The organism is Limosilactobacillus secundus (assembly GCF_020784695.1).
GTDB lineage: Bacteria > Bacillota > Bacilli > Lactobacillales > Lactobacillaceae > Limosilactobacillus > Limosilactobacillus reuteri_F.
The window spans coordinates 184,819-210,194 of record NZ_JAJGUA010000022.1 but is presented as its reverse complement, the minus strand read 5'-3'; the positions used below and the strand labels follow the sequence as shown (position 1 = coordinate 210,194).

Here is a 25,376-nt window from a genome sequence, read left to right as displayed (position 1 = left end):
ACGCTTGGAGCCTTTATCTTTAATTAAATCTTGACCAATATTCTGCCAAATATTTGTTGGTTAAACTTTCCGGTTTTTGAATAAGATCCAGCGGCCTCCCCTGAGCGACAACTTTCCCACCATTACTACCACCACGCGGCCCCATATCAAGCATATAATCTGCGTTAATAATCAAATTTAAGTCATGAGTAATAGTAATGATTGTAGCGCCCCGATCAAGTAATTGCTGCATTACTGCTAAAAGGGTTTTAACATCAAGAGGATGCAAGCCAATAGTTGGTTCATCAAATACAAATAAAGTTTCGCTTTGATTATGCTTCAGGTGTTTAACAAGTTTTAAGCGTTGCGCCTCACCCCCAGAAAGGCTAGGCGTACTTTCACCCAAATGCAGGTATCCTAAGCCCACTTCATCCAATAATTGAAGTTCACGAGCAATTTTCGGAACTTTCTTAAATACACTTATGGCTGCCCGAACATCTAATTTTAAGAGATCGACAATTGAAAAACCGTGCCACTTAACTTTTTGAATTTCTTCATTGTATCGGCTTCCCCCACATGTTGGACAAGTCTGTGGCATATCTGGCAAAAATTGGATATCAAGAGTTACAATACCCGCGCCCCCACACGTTGGACATGCTCCCTGCTTATTATTATAAGAGAAGTAAGCGGGCGTATAGTGTTTCTCTTTAGCTAAGGGTTGGGCAGCAAATAACTTCCGCAGGTCATCCATAATACTGGTATAAGTTGCGACTGTTGAACGGTTAGTTTTACCAATTGGCGCTGCATCAACACTCACTACTGCATTTAACGGACTTGATAAGTTTCGAACTTGTGAAGGTAATTTTACTTCCCTTGCTTGAGCATGGATAGCGGGAACCAAACTATCAAGAATCAGACTTGTTTTACCAGCACCCGAAAAACCAGTGATAGCAGTCAGCCGATTAACTGGAATCGCTCCATGGACATCTTTAAGATTGTAATAATCTTTTACCTCAAAGATAATCTCTTGACTAGCTGGTTCGTTTGTTAACGGACGGCTTTTTAATACTGCTGTCCCATTTAAATAAGGACCAATTTTGGACTGAGGGTTGTCAGCGATTTGCGATGGTGTTCCCTCCGTAAGAATTTCTCCACCTTTTTCTCCAGAACCCGGGCCGATTTCAATAATCCAATCTGCTTCTTTGATAATATCAACATTGTGATCAACAACTACTAATGAATTACCTTGGGCCACTAATTTCTTAAATACATTTAAGAGACCTGTAATATTATCAGGATGTAAGCCGATAGAAGGTTCATCCAGAATATATAAGACACCAGTCGTTTGGGTTCGAAGAGTTCTTGCAAGCTGAATACGTTGTAATTCACCTGTCGATAACGTATTCCCGTTTCGCGATAAAGTTAAATAATCAAGGCCTAATTCCAATAATGGCCGTAAATTATCATCAAACTCTTTAAATAATGAAGTCGCCATCTTTTTCATATCTGAAGGAAGAGAAGCTAATACATCTTGCTTCCACTTGCTTAATTCCCCAAGCGTAAGATCACTAACTTGCGCAATATTTAAACCACCAGCTAATTGTTTTAATAATTCTGGTTTTAACCGTGTCCCATGGCAGACTGGGCACGTTGAATAATGGAAAAATTCACTAATTCGTTTTTGCGCTCGTTCGCTTTTACTACTCTTCGCAGATGCTAATACCGCTTCATGAGCGTTCTCATATAAAGCATTAAAGTCATGAAAAACACGGCCTGTTCCTGAGCGGAAGTCCATCTTAAACTTCTTTTGTGGACCATTTAAAACAAAATCTTTTTCTTTAGGGGTTAAATCTTTATATGGAACATGGATGCGAACACCCGCCTGTTCAGCAACACTCGGCATAAAGTTTCGTCCAGGTAAATGCCATGAAGCAACTGCCCCATCAGCTAAACTGAGATTTTCATCCCCGATAAGTTTACTTTCATTCAATTCACGAACTTTTCCTGTTCCATGACATCGTAAGCAGGCTCCGTCAGAATTGAATGCAAAGTCTTCTGCTCCATAGGTATAAAACTTTGTGCCACAAGTAGGACAGGTTAATTGTCCCATTTCATCGCCACTTTTACTCATTACCTCCGCAATTTCAAGACTTGGTTTTAAACGATGCCCATTTGGACAGAACGGTTCGCCAAGTCGCGAAAAGATCAGCCTAATTACATTCAACATCTCACTCATTGTTCCAACAGTTGCTCGTTCAGATGGAATTGCGGGACGTTGCTTCAATGCTAGTGTTGAAGGAATATGTTTAACACTTGTAACATCAGCTTGAGCACCTAACTTTATCCGCCGTCTTGTGTAAGTAGAAAGCGCTTCTAAGTACCGGCGAGATCCCTCTTCATATAAAATTCCCATTGCTAATGAGCTTTTCCCGGAACCAGATAATCCCGAAATCGCGACAAATTTATGTAGCGGGATATTGATATCAATGTTCTTAAGATTGTGGACCCTTCCACCTTTTACTTCAATTTGCGTTGGTAGTCTGGTTTCTGTCACTATTTTTTACTCCTTTCATATCATCATTCCACAGATGGCGGCAATAACTCCACCAAAATAACTTAAGCCAAAATAAACAGCGAACATTCCCCATCGCTTTTCATCAATCATTGAAATTAACTCAACATTAAAAGTCGAAAAAGTAGTATAACCTCCTAATAAGCCAATCCCAAATAATAGCATGATCGAGGAATTACTAGCAAAATTTTTGGTAAGAATGCCTAATAAAAAACTACCGGTGATATTAATAAATAGCGTTGCTAGGGGCCAATCAATTCTTAACTTTTTCCACCAGCTTGTAATGATATAACGGATCACGGCCCCAATTGCTGCTCCAAGACCTACATTAATCATTCTGCCGTGGACCTCCGTATTTTCGTGCCAGCATAAAGCCGAGCAGTGCCAAAGTCAAGCCGCCAAGAGAGCTCACAAGAAAATAACAGATACTCACAATCACACCTTGGCTTTTAAGCTTAACAATAGTTGTGGCTAAACTTGAAAATGTCGTAAAAGCGCCAATAAAACCAGTTCCTATCCCGGCATTTAGCCATGCTGCTAATAGGCCCCGCTCAATAAAATAATAAGTTATAAATGCTAGCAAAAATGAACCAATGAGGTTGGCATATAAAATTCCATCGCCGCCTAATAGGGCACTAAGCTCATAACGAGTGATTCCACCGAGGAAGCCGCCAATCGCTACACTCATTATTGTTTTTATATTCATAAAAATCTCCTTAGATCTGCAATCATTTTATTATACAATATACAACTTTTGCTATTTCAATTTAGAAACTTGTATAATAATATTGATTTAAAAATTTAAGGGAGATTTAGATAATGAAAATGCGACGAATTGATCACGTTGTTTTAACTGTAACTGATTTAGAGCAATCAATGCGCTTTTATCACGAAGTATTTGATATGCCGGTAATTAAAGAACAAAGTAATAATGACTTAATTACAATGCGGTGTGGACATCAGCTAATCCGTTTACAAAAAATTGACCGACCAACTACTCTAAAGGCGGCGCATCCAACCATTGGCTCTGCTGACCTATGTTTAGTTGCCGGCGATAGTATTGACGATATTGTTCACCATCTTAATAGCTATTATATTGATATAATTGCTGGACCAATTGTAAAACAGGGTGCAGAAGGCGAAATGACCTCGCTTTACGTTTATGATCCAGATAATAATCTGATTGAAATTGCAGTATATAAGAATAAATAAAGTAAATATGAGCGAGAGAAGGTTGTTTTCCACTTCTGTCTCGCTCATATTTTATTTCAAAATAAATTCAACTAAAAGTAAAAGGAGCGTGCTCACGCAAAATACCCACCAATGGTCCCGAATAATCCCGAGATAGTCCCGAATAAAAGTTAAGGGACAGTATCGCCAAGGCGTCTTGCTACTAACAAATGACCAGTTTAATCCCAACTTCCTTGCATAAGCTCTCGCACGAAGAACATGAAAATCACTAGTTACTACTACAACCATCTCTTGCGGCTTAATAAGTTGACTAGCGAAGGTCAAATTTTGCCATGTATTAAGTGCTTGAGTTTCACGAATTATTTTTCTTGCTGGGATTCCGTGAGCAATTAAGTAAGCAGCCATGACTTCTGCTTCAGATACTTTTGCTTTCTGTACTATTCCCCCTGAAACAATAATTTTTGCAGATTGATGATTTTCCCAACAGCTGATGGCCTTATCAAGGCGAGTAGCTAAAACCGGTGGAACTTGGCCATGTTTAACAGCGGCCCCCAAAACCAGAAAGTCCTGAACTGTAGTAGGACATTTTTGCAGGCGGGTACAAGAACTGAAAACACAAAATAAAATTAAGTTAAGCGTACTTAAAACGTCAATAGTTGTTACTGCTAATGCACTTAGCCAACTCACTGATTGAATCGGTAAATTTTTAAGCAAAAAAGCAAAAATAGGCAATACTACTACCAGGTTGAGCAGCATCAAAGTAAACGCAAACGTATTGAATTTAGCCACCTTAGTTTCACTATTTAAATGGCGGATCAAAATAAGCCTAATCGTGATCCCCCAGCATAACGCACAAATTAATTCATTAACTAAGTTTAAATATATCATTAATCATCGTTTCCTTCGCCAATTTCGCCATCTATGGACAATTTCTGTAACAACTAAAAGAATAATAATTATGATTGCAATAATATAGCCAGATACTCCTAAACGATAGATATGCGAATCCGCTGGTGTCCCCTGGACTAATAATGATGATCCTAAAATTACTGCTGCCAAAATAATTGCAATCATAAAACGGTTCATTAACCGTTCTATTTGCTTTAGCACTCGTTGCTCATTTTTATACTGTAGATCAACCTTGGCGTCCCCGCTCACAAATGTATCGATCAATTCATTAATTCTTTCTGGCATCTTCCCCATTGCTTTACTTGCAAGGAAAAAATTGACTAGGTTATTATCAATAGCAGAACGCCAATTAAAGTTTCGTTTTAAATAACGCCGCCCAAACGATTGGGCAACCTCAAGCATTGATATTTCAGGATCAAGTTTAGCAACCGAGCTTTCAAGGGTTCCAAATGCCTTAATTAGCATTGTTACCTCTCCCCGCATTTGAAGGTGGTTTTTCTTACATAATTGAACAATTTGGTACAGCATTTTCACGAAATCAATATTACCAAGGCCAGTTGAAAAATATGGTTGAATAAAGGCACCAAGTTCTTTATAAAATGCATTTTCGTCAACTTCTCCGGTCCGATTACAAACATTTAAAACTGCTTTCCCAATTTTTTGCGTATCCTTTGTGTTGATAGTAATCACAATATTCGCAATACTATTTGCCATAGCTGGACTTAACCTTCCCATCATTCCAAAATCAAGGTAGATGATCCGGTAATTTGGTAATGCCTCCTGCTGATCATAACTAATGGTTGTATTATAAATGGTCTTTTCATGGTGTTTGGTCGTTGCGTATTGCCTTGCTGACTCATCCGGACGTAATTCGTGAATTAATATATTTCCTGGATGCGGGTCTGCATGAAAATAATGGTCAACAAAAACTTGTTTTAAAAAGTTATTAACGAGCGTAGTAGCAATTTCATGATTAACGGTCGTTGCCTCTTGATCATTATCATTTGGCTGCTTAAAACGATACCGAATGCTTTTTCCTTCCATCGCCTCATTAACAAGAATCTTGGGTGCACAATATTTCATATATACCTTAGGGACTAAGATTGGCCCATCGCCGTTATTTAATGTGTAAAATTCTTCTCCATTTTTTGCTTCTTCAAGAGTATTGACCTCACTTAATAATGAAGTACTGAGTTCATCAATCACTTTATCTAAATCAACTACTGCAATGTCTTGCGGAACATACTTAAATAAGACCACCGCTTTCCTTAGGAGGGCTAAATCAGTATTAACAAGCTTACCAACTTCTGGATGTTGGACTTTGACAACAACTGGTGTTCCATCCTTAAGCGTCGCATGGTGAACCTGTCCAATCGATGCCGAAGCAAAAGGCTTTTCCGCAAAGCTAGCAAATTCCTCATTAATTTTCTTCCCGGTTTCTTCTTCAAAAGTTTGCTCCACAGTTGCAAAACTATCCGCTTTAACTTGATCTTGCAAGTGGCGAAGTTCTTTAATATATGCTGGTGAGACAAGGTCTGGACGGGTTGATAATATTTGGCCAAGTTTAATAAAAGTCGGTCCCAGTTCTTGTAACGCCTGACAAATTGCTTGTGGATTAGTTTGATGGTAAAAATTACTAACAAAATGGTATTTTCGCATCACTTGCATAATCTTACGCAAGCGTGCTGACTTCTTGATTTCATCTTCATTTGTCGTCATATGTCTTCTCCTACTTATTTTCCTTTATTTTAGCATTTCCACTTATAAAAAAATAATTAAACTCCCCTTTCACTACATTTTACTGATACAATAGTAGTCGATAAATTTTTTAAGAAAGTTTAGGTGAAATTTTTAAACGATGAATGGTTTATGGAATTCATATTGGTTTAAATTAATTATCATTATTTTGATTTTGCTGTTAGCTGCCTTGTTTACACTACTGGAATATTCAGTTGTTAAAGTGCGGCCTAGTGAGTTAAAGGAGCTCCGGCAAACACGAAAAGTCAAACGCGCAGAACACATGGTAGCAAATCTTAATGAGTACCTATCAACAGCTCAAGTCGGCGTTACGATGACTTCTTTAGTTTTAGGTTGGTTAGGTGATGAATTTATCACAGAGCTGTTGCTAAAGATTAATATCATTCCGCACGATGTTCTTCAAGCGATTGCACCTGTTATCGGTGTTTTAATTTTTACGTTCTTCCACGCGGTATTTACTGATTTGGTTCCGAAAAACATGGCGATTGATCGACCGGTACCAATTCTATTATCAATTGTTCACCCGGTACAATTCTTCCATACTGTTTTTTATCCATTCGTTTGGTTATTTGCGGTAGTCGCTGCGGCAATTACAAAAATGTTAGGCTACAATGTTCAGCCAGAAGAAGACACATATTCACAAAATGAAATTATGACCTTATCTCAACAATCGGAAAAAGCTGGTGAAATGGATAAGGAAGACGTTATCTTTATGCAGCGGGCCTTTGAAATGAATGATAAAGTTGCTGAGGATATTATGATTGATCGGACACAGTTAGCGGTTATCGATATTACGGCTTCAATTAAAGATGCAGCCAAACTTTATTTTGAAAAGAAATTCACGCGCTTCCCAGTTGTCGCTAATAATGATAAAGACCACATTCTTGGTTACATTTTTGCATACGATATTATGCGGCAAAACCAAATTAACCCACAACAATCTGTTCGAACGATCATGCGGCGAATTCCAATCGTTTACGAAAATGAACAACTTACCAATGTCCTTGCTGAGATGATGAAAAAACAAGTGCCAATTGTTGTTGTCCAAGATGAATACGGTGGTACTTCAGGAATCATTACCGATAAGGACATTTATGAAGAATTATTCGGAACAGTTGGCGAAGAAATTGATCACGCAACCTCTGACATGATTGAAAAGAAGGAGCCTGATAGCAAGGGTAATCCTACCTTCGAAGTATCTGGTAAGATGCCATTAGATGATTTTGAACGTTACTTTGATACAAACATCGAACAATTTGATAACTCTGAAGTAACAACCTTAACTGGGTTCTTCCTTGAACGGCAGTATGACTTAAAAGTTGGACAGCCAATTAGAGTCGATAATTTCTCATTTACACCTCTGGATTTAAAGAATGCTTATGTTAATAAATTCAAGGTAGTTTATATTAAGCCTAAAAAGAAGAAACCATCAGCTGATGAGGATCAAAATAAAGAAAAATAGATATTAAAAAGGCTCTCCGCAATTTAGGAAAGATTTCCTAGTCGCGGAGAGCCTTTTCATTAGCAATTCATCTGCATATCAGGAATACAGTTACATTTGACATGATCCGGTGAATCAGTTGCTTTGCTTGCCAATAATTCTTGTAACTTAGCAATATCATCCTTACTAAGGGTTACATTATTGATCACATGTTCAAGCGTGCTTCCAACATGTCGTTCACAAATATTATTAAATAAGTTGTCCGCCGCTTGGTCCATTGTTTGTTGTTCCGGAACTAAGGGCTCATAGATAAATCCACGTCCTTGACGAGTGGCAGATAAGGCTTTTTTATCAACCAGGCGGCGAAGTAAAGTCTTAATCGTTGCTGGTTTCCAGTCAACTTTTTTCTGTAAAATTTCAATAATTTGACTACTGGTCGTTTGCCGTAGACTCCAAACCACCCGCATAATTTGCCATTCAGCGGGAGTTATTTCTAAATTAATATTCATCTAATTCCTCCTGCGTTTACATATGTAAATCATTTATAACTATATTTTATCATTAATTTACTTACTTGCAAATTCCTAATGCGTATTGACATTAATAATCTAACTAGTAAACTCAATACTGTTTGACTAATTTTAAGGAGCGCTATATCTACAAATGGAAAATCAACGAATTAGCCATGCATTAGTAATCATGGTTTTTGGCACATTTTTCGGTCTTCTCTGTTCAACCTTAATGAACATTGCCCTACCAACCTTTATGAACGTCTTTCATATCAGTGAGGCGCAGGTCCAATGGGTGACAAACGGGTATATGCTTGTCAATGCCCTAATGATTCCCGTTAGTTCATTCCTCATAAAAAGATTCCCATTCAAAAATCTCTTTATTATTTTCTCTGGAATTTTTCTTTTAGGAACCATTATCGGCGCGATCGCGTGGAGCTTCAATCTAATTGTAATTGCTCGGATGATTCAAGCTCTGGGTGCGGGAATGATGATGCCGCTAGTAAACGTCTTGGCAATTCGCTATGCAAAGCCGGGGAAAAAAGGCCAAATTATGGGCATTATTGGCCTTGCCTTTAATTGTGCCCCTATCTTAGGCCCTGCCATTTCCGGCTTTCTATTACACTTTTTCTCTTGGCGATACCTTTTCTTGTTAATTATTCCTTTTGCAGTCGTCACATTACTCGTCTCATTCTTTTTACTTCCTAAAATTCCTCATAATGAGCATCCCCAATTTAATACATCAGCTCTTATTTTAATTACAGGCGGATTATGGTCACTATTGATGGGCTTATCAAATGTTTCGAACAATCACTTGCTTTCATTTAATGTCGCAGGGGATGTCCTTATCGGCTTAGTCTTTCTCTTGCTTTTCTTCCTTAACCAACGTCATAGTAATCGTCAGCTAATTAACTTTGGGATCTTCTCCCACAAACAATTTGTTTTTGCTACTGTCATTAATATGCTAATTACATCAACAATGTATGGCAATGCAATTTTGATTCCCCTGCTCGTACAAATTGTCTTGGGAAAAAGTACGGTTGTTTCAGCTATTGCTGTCCTGCCGGGGGCAATCTTAACGGGTCTCCTCTCAACAACGAGCGGCCGTTTTTACGATATTTATCCAATTAAGATTCTTGTTGGCACTGGTCTCATAATTGATATCGTTGGAACAATTGGTCAAGCTGCAATCGGTGCGCGTAGTTCTGTTCTCATGATCACCCTTTTTCAAACGATTCGACAATTTGGACTAGTGACAATGTTAATTCCTTTACAAACACAAGCATTATCGCTGCTACCTAATGAGATCGTTCCTGATGCAGTCGCTACTTTTAACACATTACGGCAAATCGCGGCGGCCTTTGGAACTGCCCTCATCGTTTCAATTGTTGGTATTGTTAATCACTTAGTGCACAATCCGTCCTCACACCTCGGTATTCAAGCTGGCTTTCTTCTGTGCTTATGCTTACTATCGACTTCGCTCTACCTCAGTACTAAGCTATACCATAAAATTTCTTCGCAAGAGCAATTAGAAAATGCATAAAACAAAAACCAAGTGAGATCCATTTTGGTCTCGCTTGGTTTTTTACTATGTTAAAAATGCAAATTCAATAACGTTACAATACAATACGTCATCCCACTAGCAATAACTGGGCCAGCTGCAATCCCTTTAAATGCAACTACTCCAATAATCGTTCCAAGTACCAAGGCAACGGTGACTTGAGGAACAGCTGCCAACTGGTTAACGCCATACTTTGATAAGATAGCAACTGCAATGCCCATGCCGACTGCAATCCAACCAGCAGGGGTTTTAAAAGCAGCCCATAAATCATTAAAGCCAATTTGACCAGTCGCAATTGGAATTAAGATCGCAACTGAAATCACTGTCACACCCCAATTAATTCCCTTATGTTGTATCAAGGGCAACCATTTGGCGGTATAAGGAATTAGTTTCAGGGCCATCACTACTACCGTGGCAATAATCAATGATGAGTTATGGCCAAAGATTGCAATTAATAATACTAACGCTAAAAAAAGCCAGCTTTCCATTTAATCTCCTCCTCAAACTTTAACTAGTATAACAAAGTTGAGAACGAGGACAAAGAAAGCTGACTAATTAACTAATCGGAAAGGCGATTGTAAGTAACGTCATCTACTTCTTCGCACCATTCGCTAGTTCCCTTCGTAATAGCAATATGAGAGAACCAACTATCTTTAGTAGCTCCATGCCAATGCTTTACACCCCCATGAATTGCTACAACATCACCGGGTTTTAACAATTGCGCCGGCTTGCCTTCTTCTTGATACCAACCCTCACCAGCAGTTACTAATAAGATTTGAAAACCATCATGGTGAATATGCCAGTTATTACGACAACCGGGCTCAAAATTAACGTTTGAAACATTTACATCAATGTTATCGTCAGGAGATACTAATCCATTAAGATAACTTGTACCGATAAAGTATTTTGCAAATGCAACGTTCTTATCACCAAAACCAAACAGGTCATTTTTTACTTCGTGTTCATTCTTAGCCATTATTACTAACCTCCAATTAATTGTTGGTTTAATAATAAACTGTAGTATTAAGAATGTAAAAAGCTTATTATAAATGGTGAGTTATTCAAAAAATGAATTATAATTTTCGCAGCCATGAAAATAATGACTTTTCATTGAAAGCTGGACTATCATGAGTAAGAATATGGTAGCCAGACGTGACATTTAGCTTACCAGCATTGTTGATAAAGTCCTCTTGATAATCACCAGTGCCACTCCAACCTGTACTAAATGGCGCAATCTTACCAGTGAATTCTTGAAGCTGTTGAAGCAAAGCAATAATCGGTGAGGCAACTTTCCCATTCCAGACTGGTCCACCAACTAAGATCAAGTCATAATACGATAAGTCAGGTAAGATAGTCACTAGTTTAGGGAAGTCATGCGTTTTAAGCTGTTGCTGATAAATTTTTCCGGTTTCTTCCATATCCAGTGGGAAAGTATCATCGGGAACCTTAATTCTTACAATATCGGCACCAGTCGCTTCATGAATCTTACTAGCGAGTCTAGCAGTATTTCCAAATTGCGAATAATATAAAATCAATGCTTGCTTTGCCATCATCAATAACTCCTTAATATAAATAAAAACGAGGGATACTATATGGATACACGTGTATTAAAATACTTTTTAACTGTTGCACAAACTAATAATATCACTAAAGCTGCAGAACAATTACATATTACGCAACCTACCCTTTCCCGGCAAATCATGGACCTAGAAACCGAATTAGACATAAAGTTGTTTAACCGAGGAAATCGGCGTCTTCAACTCACAAAAGCTGGAATCCTATTTCAACAGCGAGCAACGACCATGCTGCAACTCTTGGATCAAACTGAAAACGACCTCCACCAACAAGAAGAGGCATTAACGGGAGAAATCAATCTTGGCTCAGCGGTTTCGAGTGTCTCTCCTTATATAACGAAACTAATTTTTGAATTTCAAAAGCTCTACCCAAACGTAATCTTTAATTTATCTGATGGGGATGGCGATGTCCTTCGGCGACAACTAGATGAAGGGCTCAATGACCTTGTATGCCTCCTTGAACCCGTTGAAGCTGCTAAATATAACTTTCTCGAATTGCCGATCCGTGAAGAATGGGGAGTAATAATGAAAAAATCGGCCCCACTTGCCAAGTATTCTACTATTACCAAAGAAGATCTTTACAAAATCCCCCTAATTCTTCCTCACCGTAGTATTGTTCGCGATGAAGTTAGTGACATTTTAAAATTAGATCAAACGCGTTTAAATATCCGTGCCACAACCAGTTTACCGGGAAATACCGTTTCTCTTTTAAGAAATAGTAATTACTATGGTCTGACAATTAAAGGGGTATACGATAACTTCCATGATCCAGACCTAGCTTTTGTTCCACTTACGCCAAATAAGTCAACGGGGGATGTCCTTGCCTGGCGTAAAAATACGGTCCTTTCTCCCGCTATTGAAAAGTTTCTTCAGTTTGTTAATGAGCAAATTCAAGAATCCTAGAGCTTTTAATGCTATAACTGATTTAGAAAGGAGTATTAGATTAATATGAACCAAAATCTACAACCAAAGATAAAACTAAACAACGGTTACCTTATCCCCCAACTTGGCTTAGGGGTCTGGAAAGCCTCACTTGCGGAAACACAGCAAATGGTTAAAGAAGCCATTATTAATGATTACGTCTTGATTGATACAGCAAAACAATATGGGAATGAAGCAGCTGTCGGACAAGGTCTTCAGGAAGGTCTTGCAGCAAGTGGTCGTAAGCGCGATAGTATTTTTCTCACTACTAAAATTTTCAATGGTGATCAAGGAGATTATGATAAACTTCGGCAAGCAGTAAATGCGCAATTAAAAAAGTTGCAAACAAGCTATGTCGACCTTCTCCTTCTTCATTGGCCAGTAAATGATAAATACAATGAAAGCTGGCGTGCGTTAGAAGATATTTACAAGGACGGTCAAGCAAAAGCGATCGGCGTCTGCAATTTTAATGTTGAACGAATGACTGATTTGCTCGATCACGCCAAAATTAAACCAGCAATTAATCAAATTGAATTCAATCCCCTCATTCACCAACCTAAGATTGTAAAGTTTTGTCGAGAAAATGATATTCAGCTTGAAGCCTGGTCGCCACTAGGCAATGGTCGTCTTCTTTCCAATGATGTTATTAAGCAAATCGCAGACGAGCACCAAAAGAGTCCGGCCCAAATTATTCTTCGCTGGGAAATTCAGCAAGACTTTGTTGCCCTTACTAAAACTATTCATCCTCAACGTATGAAGGAAAATGCAGAAATTTTTGACTTTACCCTGTCGCCAGACGAGATGAAGCAAATCGACAAGTTAGATCAAGAAAAGCATTCCATTTGGTATGATAAGTTTAAGTGGTCAGGCAATCCTGACGGTGTAAATGACTATATTGGTAAGCCGGGCGCATTTTAGCTCCAACTAATTTCATATTTTTTTACATAAAGGGCACCGCTAAACGAGGAGTGCCCTTTTTATTAACCAAAATTTTCTAGAAATGTTCATATTATTATACTACAATTAAAATCATTAAAAGAAAGAGAGGATTCTTTAATGAAAGCTGTTGTATCTGTTCTAGGTGAAGACCAAGTTGGAATTATCGCTAAGGTAAGTGCCCTTCTTGCCCAAAAGCAAATTAATATTCTTGATGTTTCACAAACAATAATGGATGGCAATTTCGTAATGATGATGTCTGTGATGATTCCTGAAAATCTTGATAGTTATCAATTAACTAATGAATTTACAGAACTCGGTAAAAAAATTGGCGTTGAAATTAACCTTAGAAATGCCAAAATTTACGATGCAATGCACAACCTTTAATAAGGACGGGAGGATCATCCTTTAATGAATTCACAACAAATTTATGAAACTAGCCACATGATTTCCAATGAAAACCTTGATGTGCGGACAATCACGATGGGAATTTCTTTACTTGATTGTATCGATAGTGATAGCGATATTGCTTGCCAAAAAATTTACGACAAAATTACAACCAAAGCCAAGAATTTAGTTAAGATCGGCCAACAAATTGAAGCCGAATATGGCATTCCGATTGCTAACAAGCGAGTAACCGTTACTCCTATTTCCCTTATTGCCGCGGCCTCTCAAGACCATGACTATGTTAAATATGCCAAAATATTAGACAAGGCTGCTAAAGCATTAGGAATTGATTTTATCGGTGGTTATAGCGCGCTTGTTCAAAAGGGATATCAAACTGGTGATCGTACATTAATTGCTTCCCTCCCTGAAGCACTTGCAGAGACTGACTTTGTTTGTGCTTCAGTAAATGTTGGTTCTACTCGCAGTGGAATTAATATGGATGCAGTGGCGCAAATGGGCGAAGTAGTTGTTGCTGGCTCAAAGCTTGATACGATGACAAATGCTAAACTTGTTATCTTTTGTAATGCTGTTGAGGACAATCCCTTTATGGCAGGCGGATTTCACGGTGTTGGTGAACCAGACGCAGTGATAAATGTTGGTGTTTCAGGACCTGGTGTTATCAAGACTGCCTTAGAAAAAGTTAAAGGTGAATCAATGGATGTCGTCGCTGAAACAATCAAGAAAACTGCCTTTAAGGTGACGCGGATGGGTCAATTAGTAGGAACTGTTGCGGCGGAAAGACTGGGCGTCCAATTTGGAATTGTTGACCTTTCCCTTGCCCCAACTGCTGCCGCTGGTGATTCAGTTGCGGAAGTCTTAGAAGAAATTGGGGTCGCCCAAGTTGGAACTCATGGTACAACGGCTGCCCTGGCAATGCTAAATGATGCGGTCAAAAAAGGTGGCATTATGGCCTGTAGTCATGTTGGGGGCTTATCTGGTGCGTTCATCCCCGTCTCTGAAGATGCCGGCATGATTAAGGCAGTTAACGCAGGAACACTAAATATCTCTAAATTAGAAGCAATGACTGCGGTTTGTTCCGTTGGTCTTGATATGATCGCTATCCCTGGTGATACACCAAAAGAAACCATTAGCGCAATGATTGCTGATGAAGCAGCAATTGGAATGATTAATAATAAAACCACTGCTGTCCGCGTGATTCCCGCACCCGGTAAAAAAGTTGGTGATACGGTTGAATTCGGCGGTTTATTAGGATATGCCCCGGTAATGGCAGTCAACAAAGCCGCAAGTACCGCGATGATTAACCGTGGTGGACTTATTCCCGCTCCAATTCATAGTTTCAAAAATTAATTTTAAAAGAATAGCGAGAGATTAGGAATCCCTAGTCTCCCGCTATTTTAGTGTTTAATTACCTGTTAATAAGGCGTAAACATATGAATTTTCTTCTGGACGGTAAACCCCGTGAAGTTCACCAACTTTAGTAAAGCCATTTTTGTCGATCAAATGTTGCATGATCTTGTTGTCTTCATGAGTATCGATCCGAATAGTCTTAATATCCTTCCGATTATTCTTAATGTAATCAATTACACTAGTGAATAATGCTGAGGCATATCCTTTTCCAGCATGATTGGAGTGAATTGCCACCCGGTGAATAACAACATAACGATCAGTGTCAATTAACCAATCACCGTCAAGTTCATCATATGAGTGATCTGGTGCTTCAACAATTGATAATGCACCAACAGTTTCATCATCTTGTGATTGTACAAGGTATGCAAATCCTTTTTCAATATCTTCTTTGATATGTTCTTCGTTCGGGTAATCTCCTTGCCATTGATCGATCCCTTGTTCGGCTAATTGGTTCCGACCATCTCGCAGAATTTCCATAATTTGATTTAAATCATCCATTTTGGCTTGTTTGATTTGCATCGTATTACCTTCCCTTCTCATTACATTAATTAGATGTGTTATTCGTTAAACAACCCTAATACTGTAACATACTTTACGTTTTAAATACAACTGTTAACTATTAAAAGTTACCCCTTCAATATGCTATGATAGCACTAAAAAGAAAAAGAAGGTTTTTATATGACCAAATTTATTAAATTTACTTTAACAATATTTACTGCACTTTTTCTAACATTTATTTATGGACTAGCAGCAAAGCCAATTCACGCAGACCTTTCCAATAAATATATTCATTCTACTACCCCCACTCTCTTTTTCCATGGCTACGGAAGCGGTGCCCATGCAGAAGAATATATGGTAAACGGATTTGTGAAAGCAGGCGTGTCAAAAACAGTTATCACCGCAGATGTTGCTGGTGATGGAACCGTTACTCTTAAAGGAGATATCCCTCATAACGCTGTCAATCCGCTCGTAATGGTCAATTTCAATGACAACCATAGTACAAATTATGAATTACAAGGACAATGGGTTAAGAACGTTCTTGAAGAACTACAAGCTAAATATCATTTTAAAAAGGTAAATATTGAAGCACACTCCATGGGAAACATGGCAGTTATGTATTTTCTCCTTGCTAATGCCGGAAACCATAACCTTCCACAAATTCAAAAACAGGTTGCGATGGCTGGAACATTCGATGGTGCAATTGGCTGGAATGAACCTGCTAATCTAACAGTGAATAAAAAGACGGGAAAACCTTCCGCAATGAATGATTCCTATCAAAAGTTACTTCCATTACGTCATCGTTACCCACGGCAAATTAAATTATTGAATATTTACGGTGACTTAAAAGATGGCAATGATAGCCAAGTTTCAAACGCTTCCTGTCTTTCGCTTAAGTACCTCATTAATAATCGCGCACGTTCATACCGCGAAGTTAAGATTACTGGTCCAAATGCTAAACACGAATTACTTCATCATAACCCCCAAGTCAATAAAATCTTAATCAGCTTCCTCTGGGGAAAGTGATAACGCTGTGCTAATAAGCTTGTTAGTCATTTGAAAGTAGTTTTTATATAAAGCAGTGTAGCGTCCACTATTTTTAGTTGGTAGCCAGGGCTTGTCTCGGCCGCAGTAATGAAGAATCACAGTATTACGCATTACCCAATCGGTTGTCCATTCGCCAAAGGAAATCGTTTCGTAAATACCGCCTTTACGAGTATCAAAATTATATAACTGATCAGGAACAGATTTAATATAGCGTCCATACAAGGCATTTAAGACATCTTGATCAGGTAGTAAGAGCGTATGGGTACGGATGTAGTTAAAAATGTCCGTATCCTTTACTTTTTTACGGATAATATCAAGGTTCATCAAGAGAACGCCAGAATTATAATACCCGTCAGTATCAAAGTTTTGTAGACGAATCTTATTAATAACCTCTGTCGTATTTGTAAGGTTTGTATGGATGGCAGAAGCATATAGGTAGCCGTCTAATGAAGTCTCATACAGACTTGAAAGATCATTAATACACAAAACATCAGCATCCAAGTATAAAATTTTATGCAAATCTTGAGGTAAAAGACGGTGTGCTAGTAAACGATAATAAATTGTTGTCGGGTAGCGGTCTGTAACTGGTGCTTTGCTAAATAATTGATCATTAACTTTGATCGGAAAATAATTCATTCCTAATTGCTTACAAACTCTTTCCAAGTCTTCGGTTCGTTTCAATTTGTCCTTTTGTAAGACATATACGTTAAATTCTTGTGCTTGGGTATTTAACTTAATTGATAATAAAACGGTTGCTAATTGCGTAACAAATTTGTCGTTAATTGAAAATAATAAATTCATTTCATTCCACCCCTCACATCTTATTTTACAAAACGTTGACGTGGATTGCGATTCAGTATTTAATAATTAAAGAACCAATCAAGAATAGAGGTTTTATGATGAAACAAGCGGAACAATTAACTGCCATTAAAGAGTACACCATTCAAAAATTAGGTCAGGACAAGACTGGGCATGGGATGGACCATATTAACCGCGTAGTAAAAATGAGTAAACGGTTATCTCTGGGCGAAAAAGTTGACCCATTTCTGCCAATTGTGGCGGCCTACCTTCACGATACAATTGATGAGAAATTAGTTGACAACGTTGAGGCAGCTAAACAAGAATTAGTTGATTACTTAAAGCAAATTGACTTTAGTGATGAACAGGTCGAAATAATTATGGATGTCATCAACAATATTTCTTTTGCTCATACATTAGACAAAGAGGAAGTCAAACTCTCCATCATTGGACAAATAGTACGCGATGCCGACTGGTTAGATGCAATCGGCGCAATTGGCATTACTCGGGCAATCTATTATGGAGGCGCCCATCATGAGAAAATATACGATCCAGCTATTAAGCCTCGTCATAACATGTCCCGGGAAGAGTATCGTAATTTAGCAAATGAAACTATCATTAATCACTTTGATGAAAAGCTCTTACATCTAAAAGACATGATGAACACTGAAACTGCCAAAAAAATTGCCAATCACCGTCAACAAGTAATGCTCGACTTTCTTGACGAGTTTCATGCCGAATGGGACGCAAAGATGTAAATTGTTTATAGAAATAGTAAATGCCATGGAAGAAACACGAATGTTTTTTCCATGGCATTTTGCTTACTTATCATCTTTTTTATTTTTAGCACTTCTTAAATCGACAATAATCGAACCGCCCTGCTTATCGCCTGCAGAGTTACCTGAATCATTATGATGATTATTATCAATATGCAATGCTTTTCGCGCTATCCACCGACAAATCAATGAGATCGGCGCTACTAGGAAACCATACAATAATCCTGTCAGTAATGCGTTAGGAATAATTAGTTGAACAAATGTTAATCCACCTGTTGGCGTCCCCGTTAGGACTAATCCAATTAGCCCATAAAAGATTGAGATAAAGAATAATTGAACTAGACCGGTAAAAATAGCAAGCCATAATAATTGTGAATGATTGAGATCAATAGATAACGGAACCTGTTTGCGTAAAATCAAGCCAACCACAATCAAAATAACAATAAAATCGACTAATATTACCCAGTCGGCAGTTCCTAAGACAATCATGATTATGGCACTAACCAGCGTCACGATAAATGCAATATTAATTCCTAATGCAACTGCTATTCCCACTGCAATCACGCCAGCTAAAGGCATAAACGCCTCACCGGTCGGTAAAATAGTTTGAAAGCCAGTAAATGATATTAATATCATCAAAATACCAGCAGCAATTGCTAAAAGGGTTTTAATTAAGATTTGTTTTTTCATGCTAAAGGCTTCTTTGCTGTGTCTTGCATCCATGCTAAGGCCAGAGCCCCTTGTCCTAAGTGGGAACCAATTACCGGACCAAAGTAACTCAATTCAAAAGAAATATCAGGATGATCTGCTTGAAGTTTATCAAGCCACTTTTGGCCTTCTTCTGGAACATTGGCATGAATAACCATTGCTCTAACTGGATAGTCAAGTTTGGCAATATCCTCATCAAAGATTTGCTCACAGCGAAGTTTTGCCTTTTTCATTGACCGCACTTTTTCAAACGCTTCAATGGCATGCGTTGGAGTATGCATAGTCAAGAGGGGTTTGATTTTTAAAATTGAACCTACAAATGCAGAGGCGTTTGATAAACGACCACCGCGAACAAGGTTTTGCAAGTCATCAACCACAAATACATTATTAAAGGTATCACGATATTCTTTTACCTTTTTAACAATGTCATCTAAATCATCGCCTTCACTGGCTAATTTAGCTGCTTCTAAGGCTAAGTATCCCATCATTTTAACTGTTAGATGGGAATCAATTGGCACAATCTTAATTGTATCTTTCATCTGTTCAGCAAGTTGCTCAACAGTATCCAAATATCCTGTAATAGCCCGTGTTAAATGAATGCTAATCACAGCATCATACCCATCATCGGCTAATCCTTGGTAAACTTCCATCAATTGACCGATTGGCGTTTGAGAAGTCGTTGGAAAAGAGCTTGAATTTGCCATCTTTTCATAAAAATCACTGGTGGAAATATCGACACCTTCACGGTATGTTTGACCATCCAATGTCACTGGGATTGGGACAACATGAATATTATTAGCCGCCGCCTCTTCAGGAGAAAGGTAGGCAGTGCTGTCAGTAACAACAGCAATTTTCATCTTATCAACTCCATGTTCTAAATTTATATAAATTAAAAATAATTGCGTTTTTACGCGGATTTCACCCACATAATACAAAAAGCATACCACATTGACGGCCCTAAACCAACCAAAAATATGTCCACTAAAGTATCATTACTTTCCATTAATGATGTAAAACTGTATAATTAATAGTGCTATTTTCGTTTGTAATTATAATATTTAGGAGGCTACACTAATGTCTTTTGACGGCTTGTTTACTCATGCAATTGTCCATGAGCTAGATCAAAAATTAACTACTGGTCGGGTAGCCAAAGTTAGTCAACCTTATCCTGCAGAATTGATTATTACTATCCGGGCTCACCGACACAATTATCCATTGCTTATTTCTGCTAATCCAACATATCCACGAATCCAAATTACTGAGATTCCATACAAAAATCCAGCAGTTCCGACTAATTTTACAATGACGATGCGGAAATACCTTGAAGGTGCAATCGTTAATAAAATTGAACAAATTGATAATGATCGGATTATCAAAATTACATTTGACACTCGTGATGAATTAGGCGATAGTCAACAACTAGTCCTTGTGAGTGAGATTATGGCCCGGCATAGTAATATCTCACTTATTAATCTTAAGACGGCCAAAATCATTGATACTATTAAGCATGTTGGCTCAGACCAAAACCGGGTTCGCTTGTTATTGCCAGGTGCAACCTTTGTCATGCCACCAAAGCAAGATAAAGTTAACCCTTACTTACCAAACCAAATCTACTCTGATCTTGCAAGGCAAACCAATGACCAAGTAGAATTAAGTCACCAATTACAGCAACAGTATCAAGGATTTGGTAAGGACTCCGCACGGGAATTAGCTGCAGAATTACTGCCAAGTGATAATTTACCAACTACCTATCAGCACTTTCTTAAGCACTTTGAAAATCCAGAGCCAGTATTAATCACACTTCCTAATGGAAAAACTCAATTCGCTGCATTTCCTCCATTAAATATTGATGGTGAATTGCAACATTTTGACTCTCTCTCTGCCCTTCTCGATGCCTTCTATGCTAATAAGGCAGAGCAGGATCGTTCTAAAGAATTAGCTGGGCAAGTATTAAAGGTATTGAAGAATGAGCTGAAAAAAGACCGGCGAAAAGTAAAAAAACTGCAACAACAACTACAAGATGCAGCAACTGCAGATCAGTACCGCATTTGTGGTGAGATCCTTACTACCTATCTTAGTAAATTAACTCCAGGAATGAAAGAAATCGAACTTCCTAACTTTTATGATGATAATAGACCACTAAAAATCAAACTTGCCCCCGAACTTTCACCATCACGTAATGCCCAAAAGTACTTCACTAAGTATAATAAGCTTAAAACCTCTGTCGAATATGTAAAGGAACAGCTAAAACTGACAAATGATGAAATCAAATACTTTGAAAACATTGAAAATCAGATTAAATTAGCTGCTCCTGCTGACATTCAAGAGATTAAACTAGAATTACAAGAGCAAGGTTATATTAAAAAGAAGAAAAGTGGGAAAAAGCAACGAAAAGTTAAGGTAAGTGCTCCAGAAGAATTTCATACTAGTGATGGTACTACAGTTTTAGTAGGTAAAAACAACCTGCAAAATGACCGTCTTAGCTTTAAGATCGCCAATAAAAATGAAATTTGGTTGCATGTTAAAGACATTCCCGGTTCCCATGTAGTAATCCGCTCAACAAACCCATCTGAAGACACGATTCTGGAAGCCGCACAATTAGCAGCATACTTCTCTAAAGGTCGCGATTCCGATAACGTGCCTGTTGATTATCTCCCTGTCAAGCGACTTCATAAGCCAAACGGAGCTAAACCTGGATTTGTTATTTTTACAGGTCAGAAAACACTCTATGTAACTCCCAAAAAACTGTCTAACTAAAAAACTTCAGCCCAAGACACCGGGTTGAAGTTTTTTATATTGCTAAATTATTCTCCTAAAAATTGCATCTGAGCACCAATAACTCGGTTACGGGCAGGAATTCCACCCTTAACTCGCAACGCCTTAAACGGGAAAGTTGCACGATAATTAACAATCCCTGATACCGGTTTGGGCTCCAGCATTTTATCGAATTTACCAGTGAATAATTGAGTAAAAATTCCTGGTAAGCTAATATGAAGGGCTTTTGATAAAAAGGCCACTTCTGGCATTGACAATGGTTGAACTTTAATTAAATTAAACTCCCCATCATTCTCTTCAAAAATCACTTGGTATAACCCTGACTGTTCCATCTTTAATACAGCAACACTAGCCTGATCATTGAGATTTTGGTAAGTTGATGAAGAAAGATCAGCTGGGTAGCGTAAAGCGGTAGATTGATAGTTTAATGCAATTGGCGAAAAAAGATCAGTCATTGTCCCTAATGGATAAGCATAATTACCATCATAGACATAATTGAAGGAGTAACGTTGCCTATCGCTACTAGCAGCAGTAGTTGGTAATTCATCTGGAATTACGATGATTTTTACATCTAAGTCATAATTCTGCAATGATGTCAATAATTTACTATAACTAGCAGGAATAAACAAATACTGGGGTTGCTCTATCCGTAATATCTGCAAAATATTTTCAATCGTTACTGGCTCAACATAGCGTTTTTCAGCTAACTCTGGATTAAAGGTAACTGAACTAGGATTCGAATTTACAATGACATTATTAAAGCCCTCATTATGAAGCTCTTTTAATATCATAGCAACAAAGTAATCACCAGAATTACTTAATCCTAATCGTAGTCCCCCGGTGCCAATTACAAGGGCACTCGGTTGGGAAGTTCGACTAATTTCATTTTCTTCTTCATAGGCAGAGTAAAAACTATAAGTATGTTGATCAAACTCTCCGGCTGATGGTTCGATTTCCTTGTACCTTGTCAACAATTGGTGATCTAAACTCATCTGATAAACTTGCTCAGGGGTAGTTTTCCATAGTCTTGCAATAAGTTGATTGCTTAAGCCGTAACTCTTTGCTTTTTGTAAAACCGGTTCTTTATTTGGATGCTCAGTAATTTCCCGAATCAACAGCCGCATTTTATTAATTTGTTCAAAATAAAATGGGTCAATCTTTGTCATCTCTGCTAATTCGTTAACTGAATACCCTCTCTGCATTGCTTCAATTAATACAAAAAGTCGTCCTGCTTCTGGATGGACAATTTTGGCGATTAATTGGTCATCAGTCAATTGCTTTTGGGCGGCAAGATGAAAGTCAGCTGGCTCGTGATAACGGGATTCGATAGCTTTGAAAAGCGCTTCAATAGTACTGCGACCGATACCAAAAACCGTCCCAACCGACCGTTTTTCCGTTCCAAGTAACCGACTAGCTTTTGGTAAATCGCTGAATCCCCATATTGGAACTCGTGCAGCAATATGATCCATCGTTGGTTCAATAAGAGCTGCATGATGAACATAATTTTCCCCAAGATCAATGTCCCGCAAATGCTTTCCCGCATATAATTGTGCTGTTACTTGAGCAATTGGGTAACCAGTTGATTGCGCCACAAACGCTGTAATTCGATCAAAGTATGGACTGCTCTTAATGACATAAAAACGATCACTATTTGGGTTTAGGGCAAACTGTATATGATTTGTGCCGACAATTCTTAATTTGCGGGTAATAGCAAAAGCCGTATCCCGAATGTCTTGAATCTGCCGATCGCGAAGTGTTTGAACAGGATTGAAGGCAATTGAATCACCAGCATGGATACCAATTGGGTCCATATCCTCAATCATTGACAACATCATCATTGTTCCAGAGCTATCACGTTGAACGACGACTTCAATTTCCTTATAGCCGGCAAGACTTTGCTGAACTACTACTTGTTCCGCCCGCGACTGGCTCAAACAAACCTTTACCGCATTTGCCAATTCACTTCGATCATGCACAATTTTACGTGTACTACTACTCTTCGGTAATACCGACCTAATAATAACTGGATATCCTAGTTTAGTTGCCTCATCCAAAGCATCCTGGTAATTATTAACCGTTACGCTTTTCTTAACCGGGGCTTCCATTTGACGAAGCGTTCGTTCAAGTAAAACAGCGCTATTAATTTGACGAACAGTTGCCTCAGGAACTCCTAGCAGTTTAATATTTTCTTTACGAATAATTCCCTTTTCTAGCAATTCTTGGGTAAGTTCAAAAGCTCGCCGATTACCTAGCGTAGGTAAAATTGCGTCTGGATGAAACTTATTAATAATATCCACTAGACTTTCGACTTTTAATGGGATAATACAACCGTGATCAACATTTTCTAAGCTTACCGAAAATGGATTATCATCTGCTAAGATAGTTTTTATCTTCATTTGTTTAAAAACTCGTGAAACTTGGTAAATAGCAGAATCAAGCTCATCCCCGTGTTGAACATCGTTAGCTCCTGCTCCAATAATCAATACAGATTTCAACTTTTCCATCAATGACGATCCCCCCTCCTATTCATTGTATCGACGAACTCATCAAACAAGCCATCAGTTTCATCGGGCCCCGGTGCGCCATCAGGAAAAAATTGAACTGAAAATGCTGGATAACGACGATGACGAAGCCCTTGAACACTATTATCAAGCATATCAACGTATGTAATAAAAAGCTGGGAGCGGTCAACTGAATTGCGATCAATCAGGTACCCTTCTGCCTGAGTCGCATAGACAATGTGGTCAGTAATAATTTCATGAATTGGATGATTCATTCCATGATGTTCGACTGGAATTTGCTGAACATTTGCTCCATTGGCGATTCCAAATAATTCATGGCCCAGTCCAATAGCAAACATCGGCACTTTAGTTTGGACAGTACGAATCATTTCCAGAACTGATTTACGGACATTATTTGGGTTTCCAGGACCGCTTGAAAGTACAACTCCATCAGGATCTAATCGTAATATTTCTTCAGCGGTTGCGGTATATGGTAAGACAGTAATATTGCATTTTCGCCGACTTAATTCCCGTAATATTCCGTTCTTTAATCCAAAGTCAATCACAACAACACTTAGCCCAATTCCGGGATTAGGATATGGTTTAGGAGTAGAGACTTGGGCAACTTGCTGGTTCGTTAAAACAGTCGCGTGAAGCTGGTCAAAAGCGTGATCATCTGGAACTGGAACAATGCTTCCTTTTAATGGCTTTTCCGCTTTTCTTAACTTATGAACTACTGCCCGCGTATCAATGTTAGCGATTCCAGGAATATTCATTTGTTGAAGGTACTTATCAAGTGTCAATTGCCGTCCATTATCATCAGTACCAGCATCGGCAAGGGAACGAACAATAATTCCTTTAATTGTTGGTACAATCGATTCATAAATATTACGTTGAATGCCGTAACTCCCAATATTCGGCTGGGTAAAAACGACAATTTGGTTATTATAAACCTGATTAGTAATGATTTCTTGGTAACCAGTCATACTGGTATTAAAAACAACTTCACCAAAAGTAACAGCTGGTGAACCAAAACCTTCGCCAGCAAAAATTGAGCCATCTTCAAATATTAGGTATCGTGCTGTCACTGTCCCACTCTCCTAAAGC

The 25,376-nt window shown here is 38.3% G+C and carries 25 protein-coding genes; 10 read left to right on the top strand and 15 right to left on the bottom strand.

Features of this window, described 5'->3' with window-relative positions; translation table 11 throughout:
• Positions 1-19 precede the first annotated feature (19 nt).
• Genes LMB57_RS01545 through LMB57_RS01535 form a run of 3 tightly spaced genes read right to left on the bottom strand, consistent with a single transcriptional unit; the run spans position 20 to position 3,257 of the window.
• Entirely contained in the window at positions 20-2,533 is a 2,514-nt protein-coding gene (locus LMB57_RS01545; RefSeq protein WP_229278036.1) for an excinuclease ABC subunit UvrA, read from the bottom strand.
• Positions 2,534-2,548: 15 nt separating this feature from the next.
• Positions 2,549-2,887, bottom strand: coding sequence for a fluoride efflux transporter FluC (locus tag LMB57_RS01540; protein ID WP_229271991.1), 339 nt, complete (start codon positions 2,885-2,887; stop codon positions 2,549-2,551).
• Positions 2,880-3,257, bottom strand: a complete 378-nt coding sequence (locus LMB57_RS01535; RefSeq protein ID WP_229271992.1) for a fluoride efflux transporter FluC — start codon at positions 3,255-3,257, stop codon at positions 2,880-2,882. The genes LMB57_RS01540 and LMB57_RS01535 overlap by 8 nt, the downstream gene beginning before the upstream one ends.
• 113 nt (positions 3,258-3,370) lie before the next feature.
• Between LMB57_RS01535 and LMB57_RS01530 the strand changes: the two genes are divergently transcribed.
• The gene (locus LMB57_RS01530) at positions 3,371-3,763 is read left to right on the top strand and encodes a VOC family protein (RefSeq protein WP_229271993.1); all 393 of its coding nucleotides are present in this window, start codon (positions 3,371-3,373) and stop codon (positions 3,761-3,763) included.
• Between the two features lie 51 nt (positions 3,764-3,814).
• Here LMB57_RS01530 and LMB57_RS01525 read toward each other — a convergent pair whose 3' ends face one another.
• Together LMB57_RS01525 and LMB57_RS01520 are read right to left on the bottom strand one after the other, a co-directional pair.
• On the bottom strand, positions 3,815-4,630 hold the full coding sequence (locus LMB57_RS01525; protein ID WP_229271994.1) for a YdcF family protein: 816 nt from the start codon (positions 4,628-4,630) through the stop codon (positions 3,815-3,817).
• A gap of 3 nt (positions 4,631-4,633) precedes the next feature.
• Positions 4,634-6,370 carry an ABC1 kinase family protein gene (locus LMB57_RS01520; protein ID WP_229271995.1) on the bottom strand — a complete coding sequence of 579 codons (1,737 nt, stop codon included), beginning with the start codon at positions 6,368-6,370 and terminating at the stop codon, positions 4,634-4,636.
• A 139-nt stretch (positions 6,371-6,509) separates the two neighbouring features.
• Here LMB57_RS01520 and LMB57_RS01515 point away from each other — a divergent pair, with 139 nt between their 5' ends.
• Positions 6,510-7,871 (top strand): hemolysin family protein, encoded by a 1,362-nt coding sequence (locus LMB57_RS01515; protein WP_229271996.1) that lies wholly within the window; start codon positions 6,510-6,512, stop codon positions 7,869-7,871.
• Between the two features lie 59 nt (positions 7,872-7,930).
• Here the strand turns inward: LMB57_RS01515 and LMB57_RS01510 are convergent, their stop codons facing one another.
• On the bottom strand, positions 7,931-8,359 hold the full coding sequence (locus LMB57_RS01510) for a CopY/TcrY family copper transport repressor (RefSeq protein ID WP_086141925.1): 429 nt from the start codon (positions 8,357-8,359) through the stop codon (positions 7,931-7,933).
• A gap of 154 nt (positions 8,360-8,513) precedes the next feature.
• Here LMB57_RS01510 and LMB57_RS01505 point away from each other — a divergent pair, with 154 nt between their 5' ends.
• Positions 8,514-9,902, top strand: coding sequence for a DHA2 family efflux MFS transporter permease subunit (locus tag LMB57_RS01505; RefSeq protein WP_229271997.1), 1,389 nt, complete (start codon positions 8,514-8,516; stop codon positions 9,900-9,902).
• A 50-nt stretch (positions 9,903-9,952) separates the two neighbouring features.
• Here the strand turns inward: LMB57_RS01505 and LMB57_RS01500 are convergent, their stop codons facing one another.
• The 3 genes from LMB57_RS01500 to LMB57_RS01490 form a co-directional block, all read right to left on the bottom strand.
• Positions 9,953-10,408, bottom strand: coding sequence for a DUF441 domain-containing protein (locus LMB57_RS01500; RefSeq protein ID WP_042746096.1), 456 nt, complete (start codon positions 10,406-10,408; stop codon positions 9,953-9,955).
• 71 nt (positions 10,409-10,479) lie between these two features.
• The gene (locus LMB57_RS01495; RefSeq protein WP_229271998.1) at positions 10,480-10,896 is read right to left on the bottom strand and encodes a cupin domain-containing protein; all 417 of its coding nucleotides are present in this window, start codon (positions 10,894-10,896) and stop codon (positions 10,480-10,482) included.
• Between the two features lie 97 nt (positions 10,897-10,993).
• A complete protein-coding gene (locus LMB57_RS01490; RefSeq protein ID WP_229271999.1) occupies positions 10,994-11,470 on the bottom strand; it encodes a flavodoxin family protein in 477 nt (158 codons plus the stop codon).
• Positions 11,471-11,512: 42 nt separating this feature from the next.
• On the opposite strand from LMB57_RS01490, the gene LMB57_RS01485 reads away from it, so the two are divergent.
• From LMB57_RS01485 to LMB57_RS01470, 4 genes are all read left to right on the top strand, one after another.
• The gene (locus LMB57_RS01485; RefSeq protein WP_229272000.1) at positions 11,513-12,397 is read left to right on the top strand and encodes a LysR family transcriptional regulator; all 885 of its coding nucleotides are present in this window, start codon (positions 11,513-11,515) and stop codon (positions 12,395-12,397) included.
• Positions 12,398-12,442: 45 nt separating this feature from the next.
• On the top strand, positions 12,443-13,333 hold the full coding sequence (locus LMB57_RS01480) for an aldo/keto reductase (protein WP_229272001.1): 891 nt from the start codon (positions 12,443-12,445) through the stop codon (positions 13,331-13,333).
• Positions 13,334-13,471: 138 nt separating this feature from the next.
• Positions 13,472-13,738: an ACT domain-containing protein gene (locus LMB57_RS01475; RefSeq protein ID WP_229272002.1), complete on the top strand. Its 267-nt coding sequence runs from the start codon at positions 13,472-13,474 to the stop codon at positions 13,736-13,738.
• Positions 13,739-13,762: 24 nt separating this feature from the next.
• The gene (locus LMB57_RS01470) at positions 13,763-15,106 is read left to right on the top strand and encodes a PFL family protein (protein WP_229272003.1); all 1,344 of its coding nucleotides are present in this window, start codon (positions 13,763-13,765) and stop codon (positions 15,104-15,106) included.
• Positions 15,107-15,160: 54 nt separating this feature from the next.
• On the opposite strand, the gene LMB57_RS01465 is transcribed toward LMB57_RS01470, so the two are convergent.
• Positions 15,161-15,685 carry a GNAT family N-acetyltransferase gene (locus LMB57_RS01465; protein WP_065867824.1) on the bottom strand — a complete coding sequence of 175 codons (525 nt, stop codon included), beginning with the start codon at positions 15,683-15,685 and terminating at the stop codon, positions 15,161-15,163.
• A 159-nt stretch (positions 15,686-15,844) separates the two neighbouring features.
• On the opposite strand from LMB57_RS01465, the gene LMB57_RS01460 reads away from it, so the two are divergent.
• Entirely contained in the window at positions 15,845-16,690 is an 846-nt protein-coding gene (locus LMB57_RS01460) for an alpha/beta hydrolase (RefSeq protein WP_229272044.1), read from the top strand.
• Here LMB57_RS01460 and LMB57_RS01455 read toward each other — a convergent pair.
• The gene (locus tag LMB57_RS01455) at positions 16,664-17,512 is read right to left on the bottom strand and encodes a glycosyltransferase family 8 protein (protein WP_229272045.1); all 849 of its coding nucleotides are present in this window, start codon (positions 17,510-17,512) and stop codon (positions 16,664-16,666) included. The two genes, LMB57_RS01460 and LMB57_RS01455, sit on opposite strands and share 27 nt — an antisense overlap.
• 98 nt (positions 17,513-17,610) lie before the next feature.
• Here LMB57_RS01455 and LMB57_RS01450 point away from each other — a divergent pair, with 98 nt between their 5' ends.
• Positions 17,611-18,267 carry an HD domain-containing protein gene (locus LMB57_RS01450; RefSeq protein WP_418887468.1) on the top strand — a complete coding sequence of 219 codons (657 nt, stop codon included), beginning with the start codon at positions 17,611-17,613 and terminating at the stop codon, positions 18,265-18,267.
• Between the two features lie 63 nt (positions 18,268-18,330).
• On the opposite strand, the gene LMB57_RS01445 is transcribed toward LMB57_RS01450, so the two are convergent.
• Together LMB57_RS01445 and LMB57_RS01440 are read right to left on the bottom strand one after the other, a co-directional pair.
• A complete protein-coding gene (locus LMB57_RS01445) occupies positions 18,331-18,975 on the bottom strand; it encodes a hypothetical protein (protein WP_229272047.1) in 645 nt (214 codons plus the stop codon).
• Positions 18,972-19,850 (bottom strand): DegV family protein, encoded by an 879-nt coding sequence (locus tag LMB57_RS01440; RefSeq protein WP_229272048.1) that lies wholly within the window; start codon positions 19,848-19,850, stop codon positions 18,972-18,974. Before LMB57_RS01440 ends, LMB57_RS01445 begins: the two co-directional genes overlap by 4 nt.
• Before the next feature lie 217 nt (positions 19,851-20,067).
• Here LMB57_RS01440 and LMB57_RS01435 point away from each other — a divergent pair, with 217 nt between their 5' ends.
• The gene (locus LMB57_RS01435; protein ID WP_229272049.1) at positions 20,068-21,750 is read left to right on the top strand and encodes an NFACT RNA binding domain-containing protein; all 1,683 of its coding nucleotides are present in this window, start codon (positions 20,068-20,070) and stop codon (positions 21,748-21,750) included.
• A gap of 47 nt (positions 21,751-21,797) precedes the next feature.
• Here the strand turns inward: LMB57_RS01435 and LMB57_RS01430 are convergent, their stop codons facing one another.
• Positions 21,798-24,272, bottom strand: a complete 2,475-nt coding sequence (locus LMB57_RS01430) for an ATP-binding protein (protein ID WP_229272050.1) — start codon at positions 24,270-24,272, stop codon at positions 21,798-21,800.
• Positions 24,272-25,357, bottom strand: coding sequence for a carbamoyl phosphate synthase small subunit (locus tag LMB57_RS01425; RefSeq protein WP_229272051.1), 1,086 nt, complete (start codon positions 25,355-25,357; stop codon positions 24,272-24,274). Before LMB57_RS01425 ends, LMB57_RS01430 begins: the two co-directional genes overlap by 1 nt.
• Positions 25,358-25,376: the final 19 nt, after the last annotated feature.

Excerpts from the sequence above, each read along its gene's own strand:
- LMB57_RS01540 (WP_229271991.1), bottom strand. The coding sequence starts at position 2,887 with ATGATTAATGTAGGTCTTGGAGCAGCAATTGGGGCCGTGATCCGTTAT.
- LMB57_RS01535 (WP_229271992.1), bottom strand. The coding sequence starts at position 3,257 with ATGAATATAAAAACAATAATGAGTGTAGCGATTGGCGGCTTCCTCGGT.
- LMB57_RS01530 (WP_229271993.1), top strand. The coding sequence starts at position 3,371 with ATGAAAATGCGACGAATTGATCACGTTGTTTTAACTGTAACTGATTTA.
- LMB57_RS01525 (WP_229271994.1), bottom strand. The coding sequence starts at position 4,630 with ATGATATATTTAAACTTAGTTAATGAATTAATTTGTGCGTTATGCTGG.
- LMB57_RS01520 (WP_229271995.1), bottom strand. The coding sequence starts at position 6,370 with ATGACGACAAATGAAGATGAAATCAAGAAGTCAGCACGCTTGCGTAAG.
- LMB57_RS01515 (WP_229271996.1), top strand. The coding sequence starts at position 6,510 with ATGAATGGTTTATGGAATTCATATTGGTTTAAATTAATTATCATTATT.
- LMB57_RS01510 (WP_086141925.1), bottom strand. The coding sequence starts at position 8,359 with ATGAATATTAATTTAGAAATAACTCCCGCTGAATGGCAAATTATGCGG.
- LMB57_RS01505 (WP_229271997.1), top strand. The coding sequence starts at position 8,514 with ATGGAAAATCAACGAATTAGCCATGCATTAGTAATCATGGTTTTTGGC.
- LMB57_RS01500 (WP_042746096.1), bottom strand. The coding sequence starts at position 10,408 with ATGGAAAGCTGGCTTTTTTTAGCGTTAGTATTATTAATTGCAATCTTT.
- LMB57_RS01495 (WP_229271998.1), bottom strand. The coding sequence starts at position 10,896 with ATGGCTAAGAATGAACACGAAGTAAAAAATGACCTGTTTGGTTTTGGT.
- LMB57_RS01490 (WP_229271999.1), bottom strand. The coding sequence starts at position 11,470 with ATGGCAAAGCAAGCATTGATTTTATATTATTCGCAATTTGGAAATACT.
- LMB57_RS01485 (WP_229272000.1), top strand. The coding sequence starts at position 11,513 with ATGGATACACGTGTATTAAAATACTTTTTAACTGTTGCACAAACTAAT.
- LMB57_RS01480 (WP_229272001.1), top strand. The coding sequence starts at position 12,443 with ATGAACCAAAATCTACAACCAAAGATAAAACTAAACAACGGTTACCTT.
- LMB57_RS01475 (WP_229272002.1), top strand. The coding sequence starts at position 13,472 with ATGAAAGCTGTTGTATCTGTTCTAGGTGAAGACCAAGTTGGAATTATC.
- LMB57_RS01470 (WP_229272003.1), top strand. The coding sequence starts at position 13,763 with ATGAATTCACAACAAATTTATGAAACTAGCCACATGATTTCCAATGAA.
- LMB57_RS01465 (WP_065867824.1), bottom strand. The coding sequence starts at position 15,685 with ATGCAAATCAAACAAGCCAAAATGGATGATTTAAATCAAATTATGGAA.
- LMB57_RS01460 (WP_229272044.1), top strand. The coding sequence starts at position 15,845 with ATGACCAAATTTATTAAATTTACTTTAACAATATTTACTGCACTTTTT.
- LMB57_RS01455 (WP_229272045.1), bottom strand. The coding sequence starts at position 17,512 with ATGAATTTATTATTTTCAATTAACGACAAATTTGTTACGCAATTAGCA.
- LMB57_RS01450 (WP_418887468.1), top strand. The coding sequence starts at position 17,611 with ATGAAACAAGCGGAACAATTAACTGCCATTAAAGAGTACACCATTCAA.
- LMB57_RS01445 (WP_229272047.1), bottom strand. The coding sequence starts at position 18,975 with ATGAAAAAACAAATCTTAATTAAAACCCTTTTAGCAATTGCTGCTGGT.
- LMB57_RS01440 (WP_229272048.1), bottom strand. The coding sequence starts at position 19,850 with ATGAAAATTGCTGTTGTTACTGACAGCACTGCCTACCTTTCTCCTGAA.
- LMB57_RS01435 (WP_229272049.1), top strand. The coding sequence starts at position 20,068 with ATGTCTTTTGACGGCTTGTTTACTCATGCAATTGTCCATGAGCTAGAT.
- LMB57_RS01430 (WP_229272050.1), bottom strand. The coding sequence starts at position 24,272 with ATGGAAAAGTTGAAATCTGTATTGATTATTGGAGCAGGAGCTAACGAT.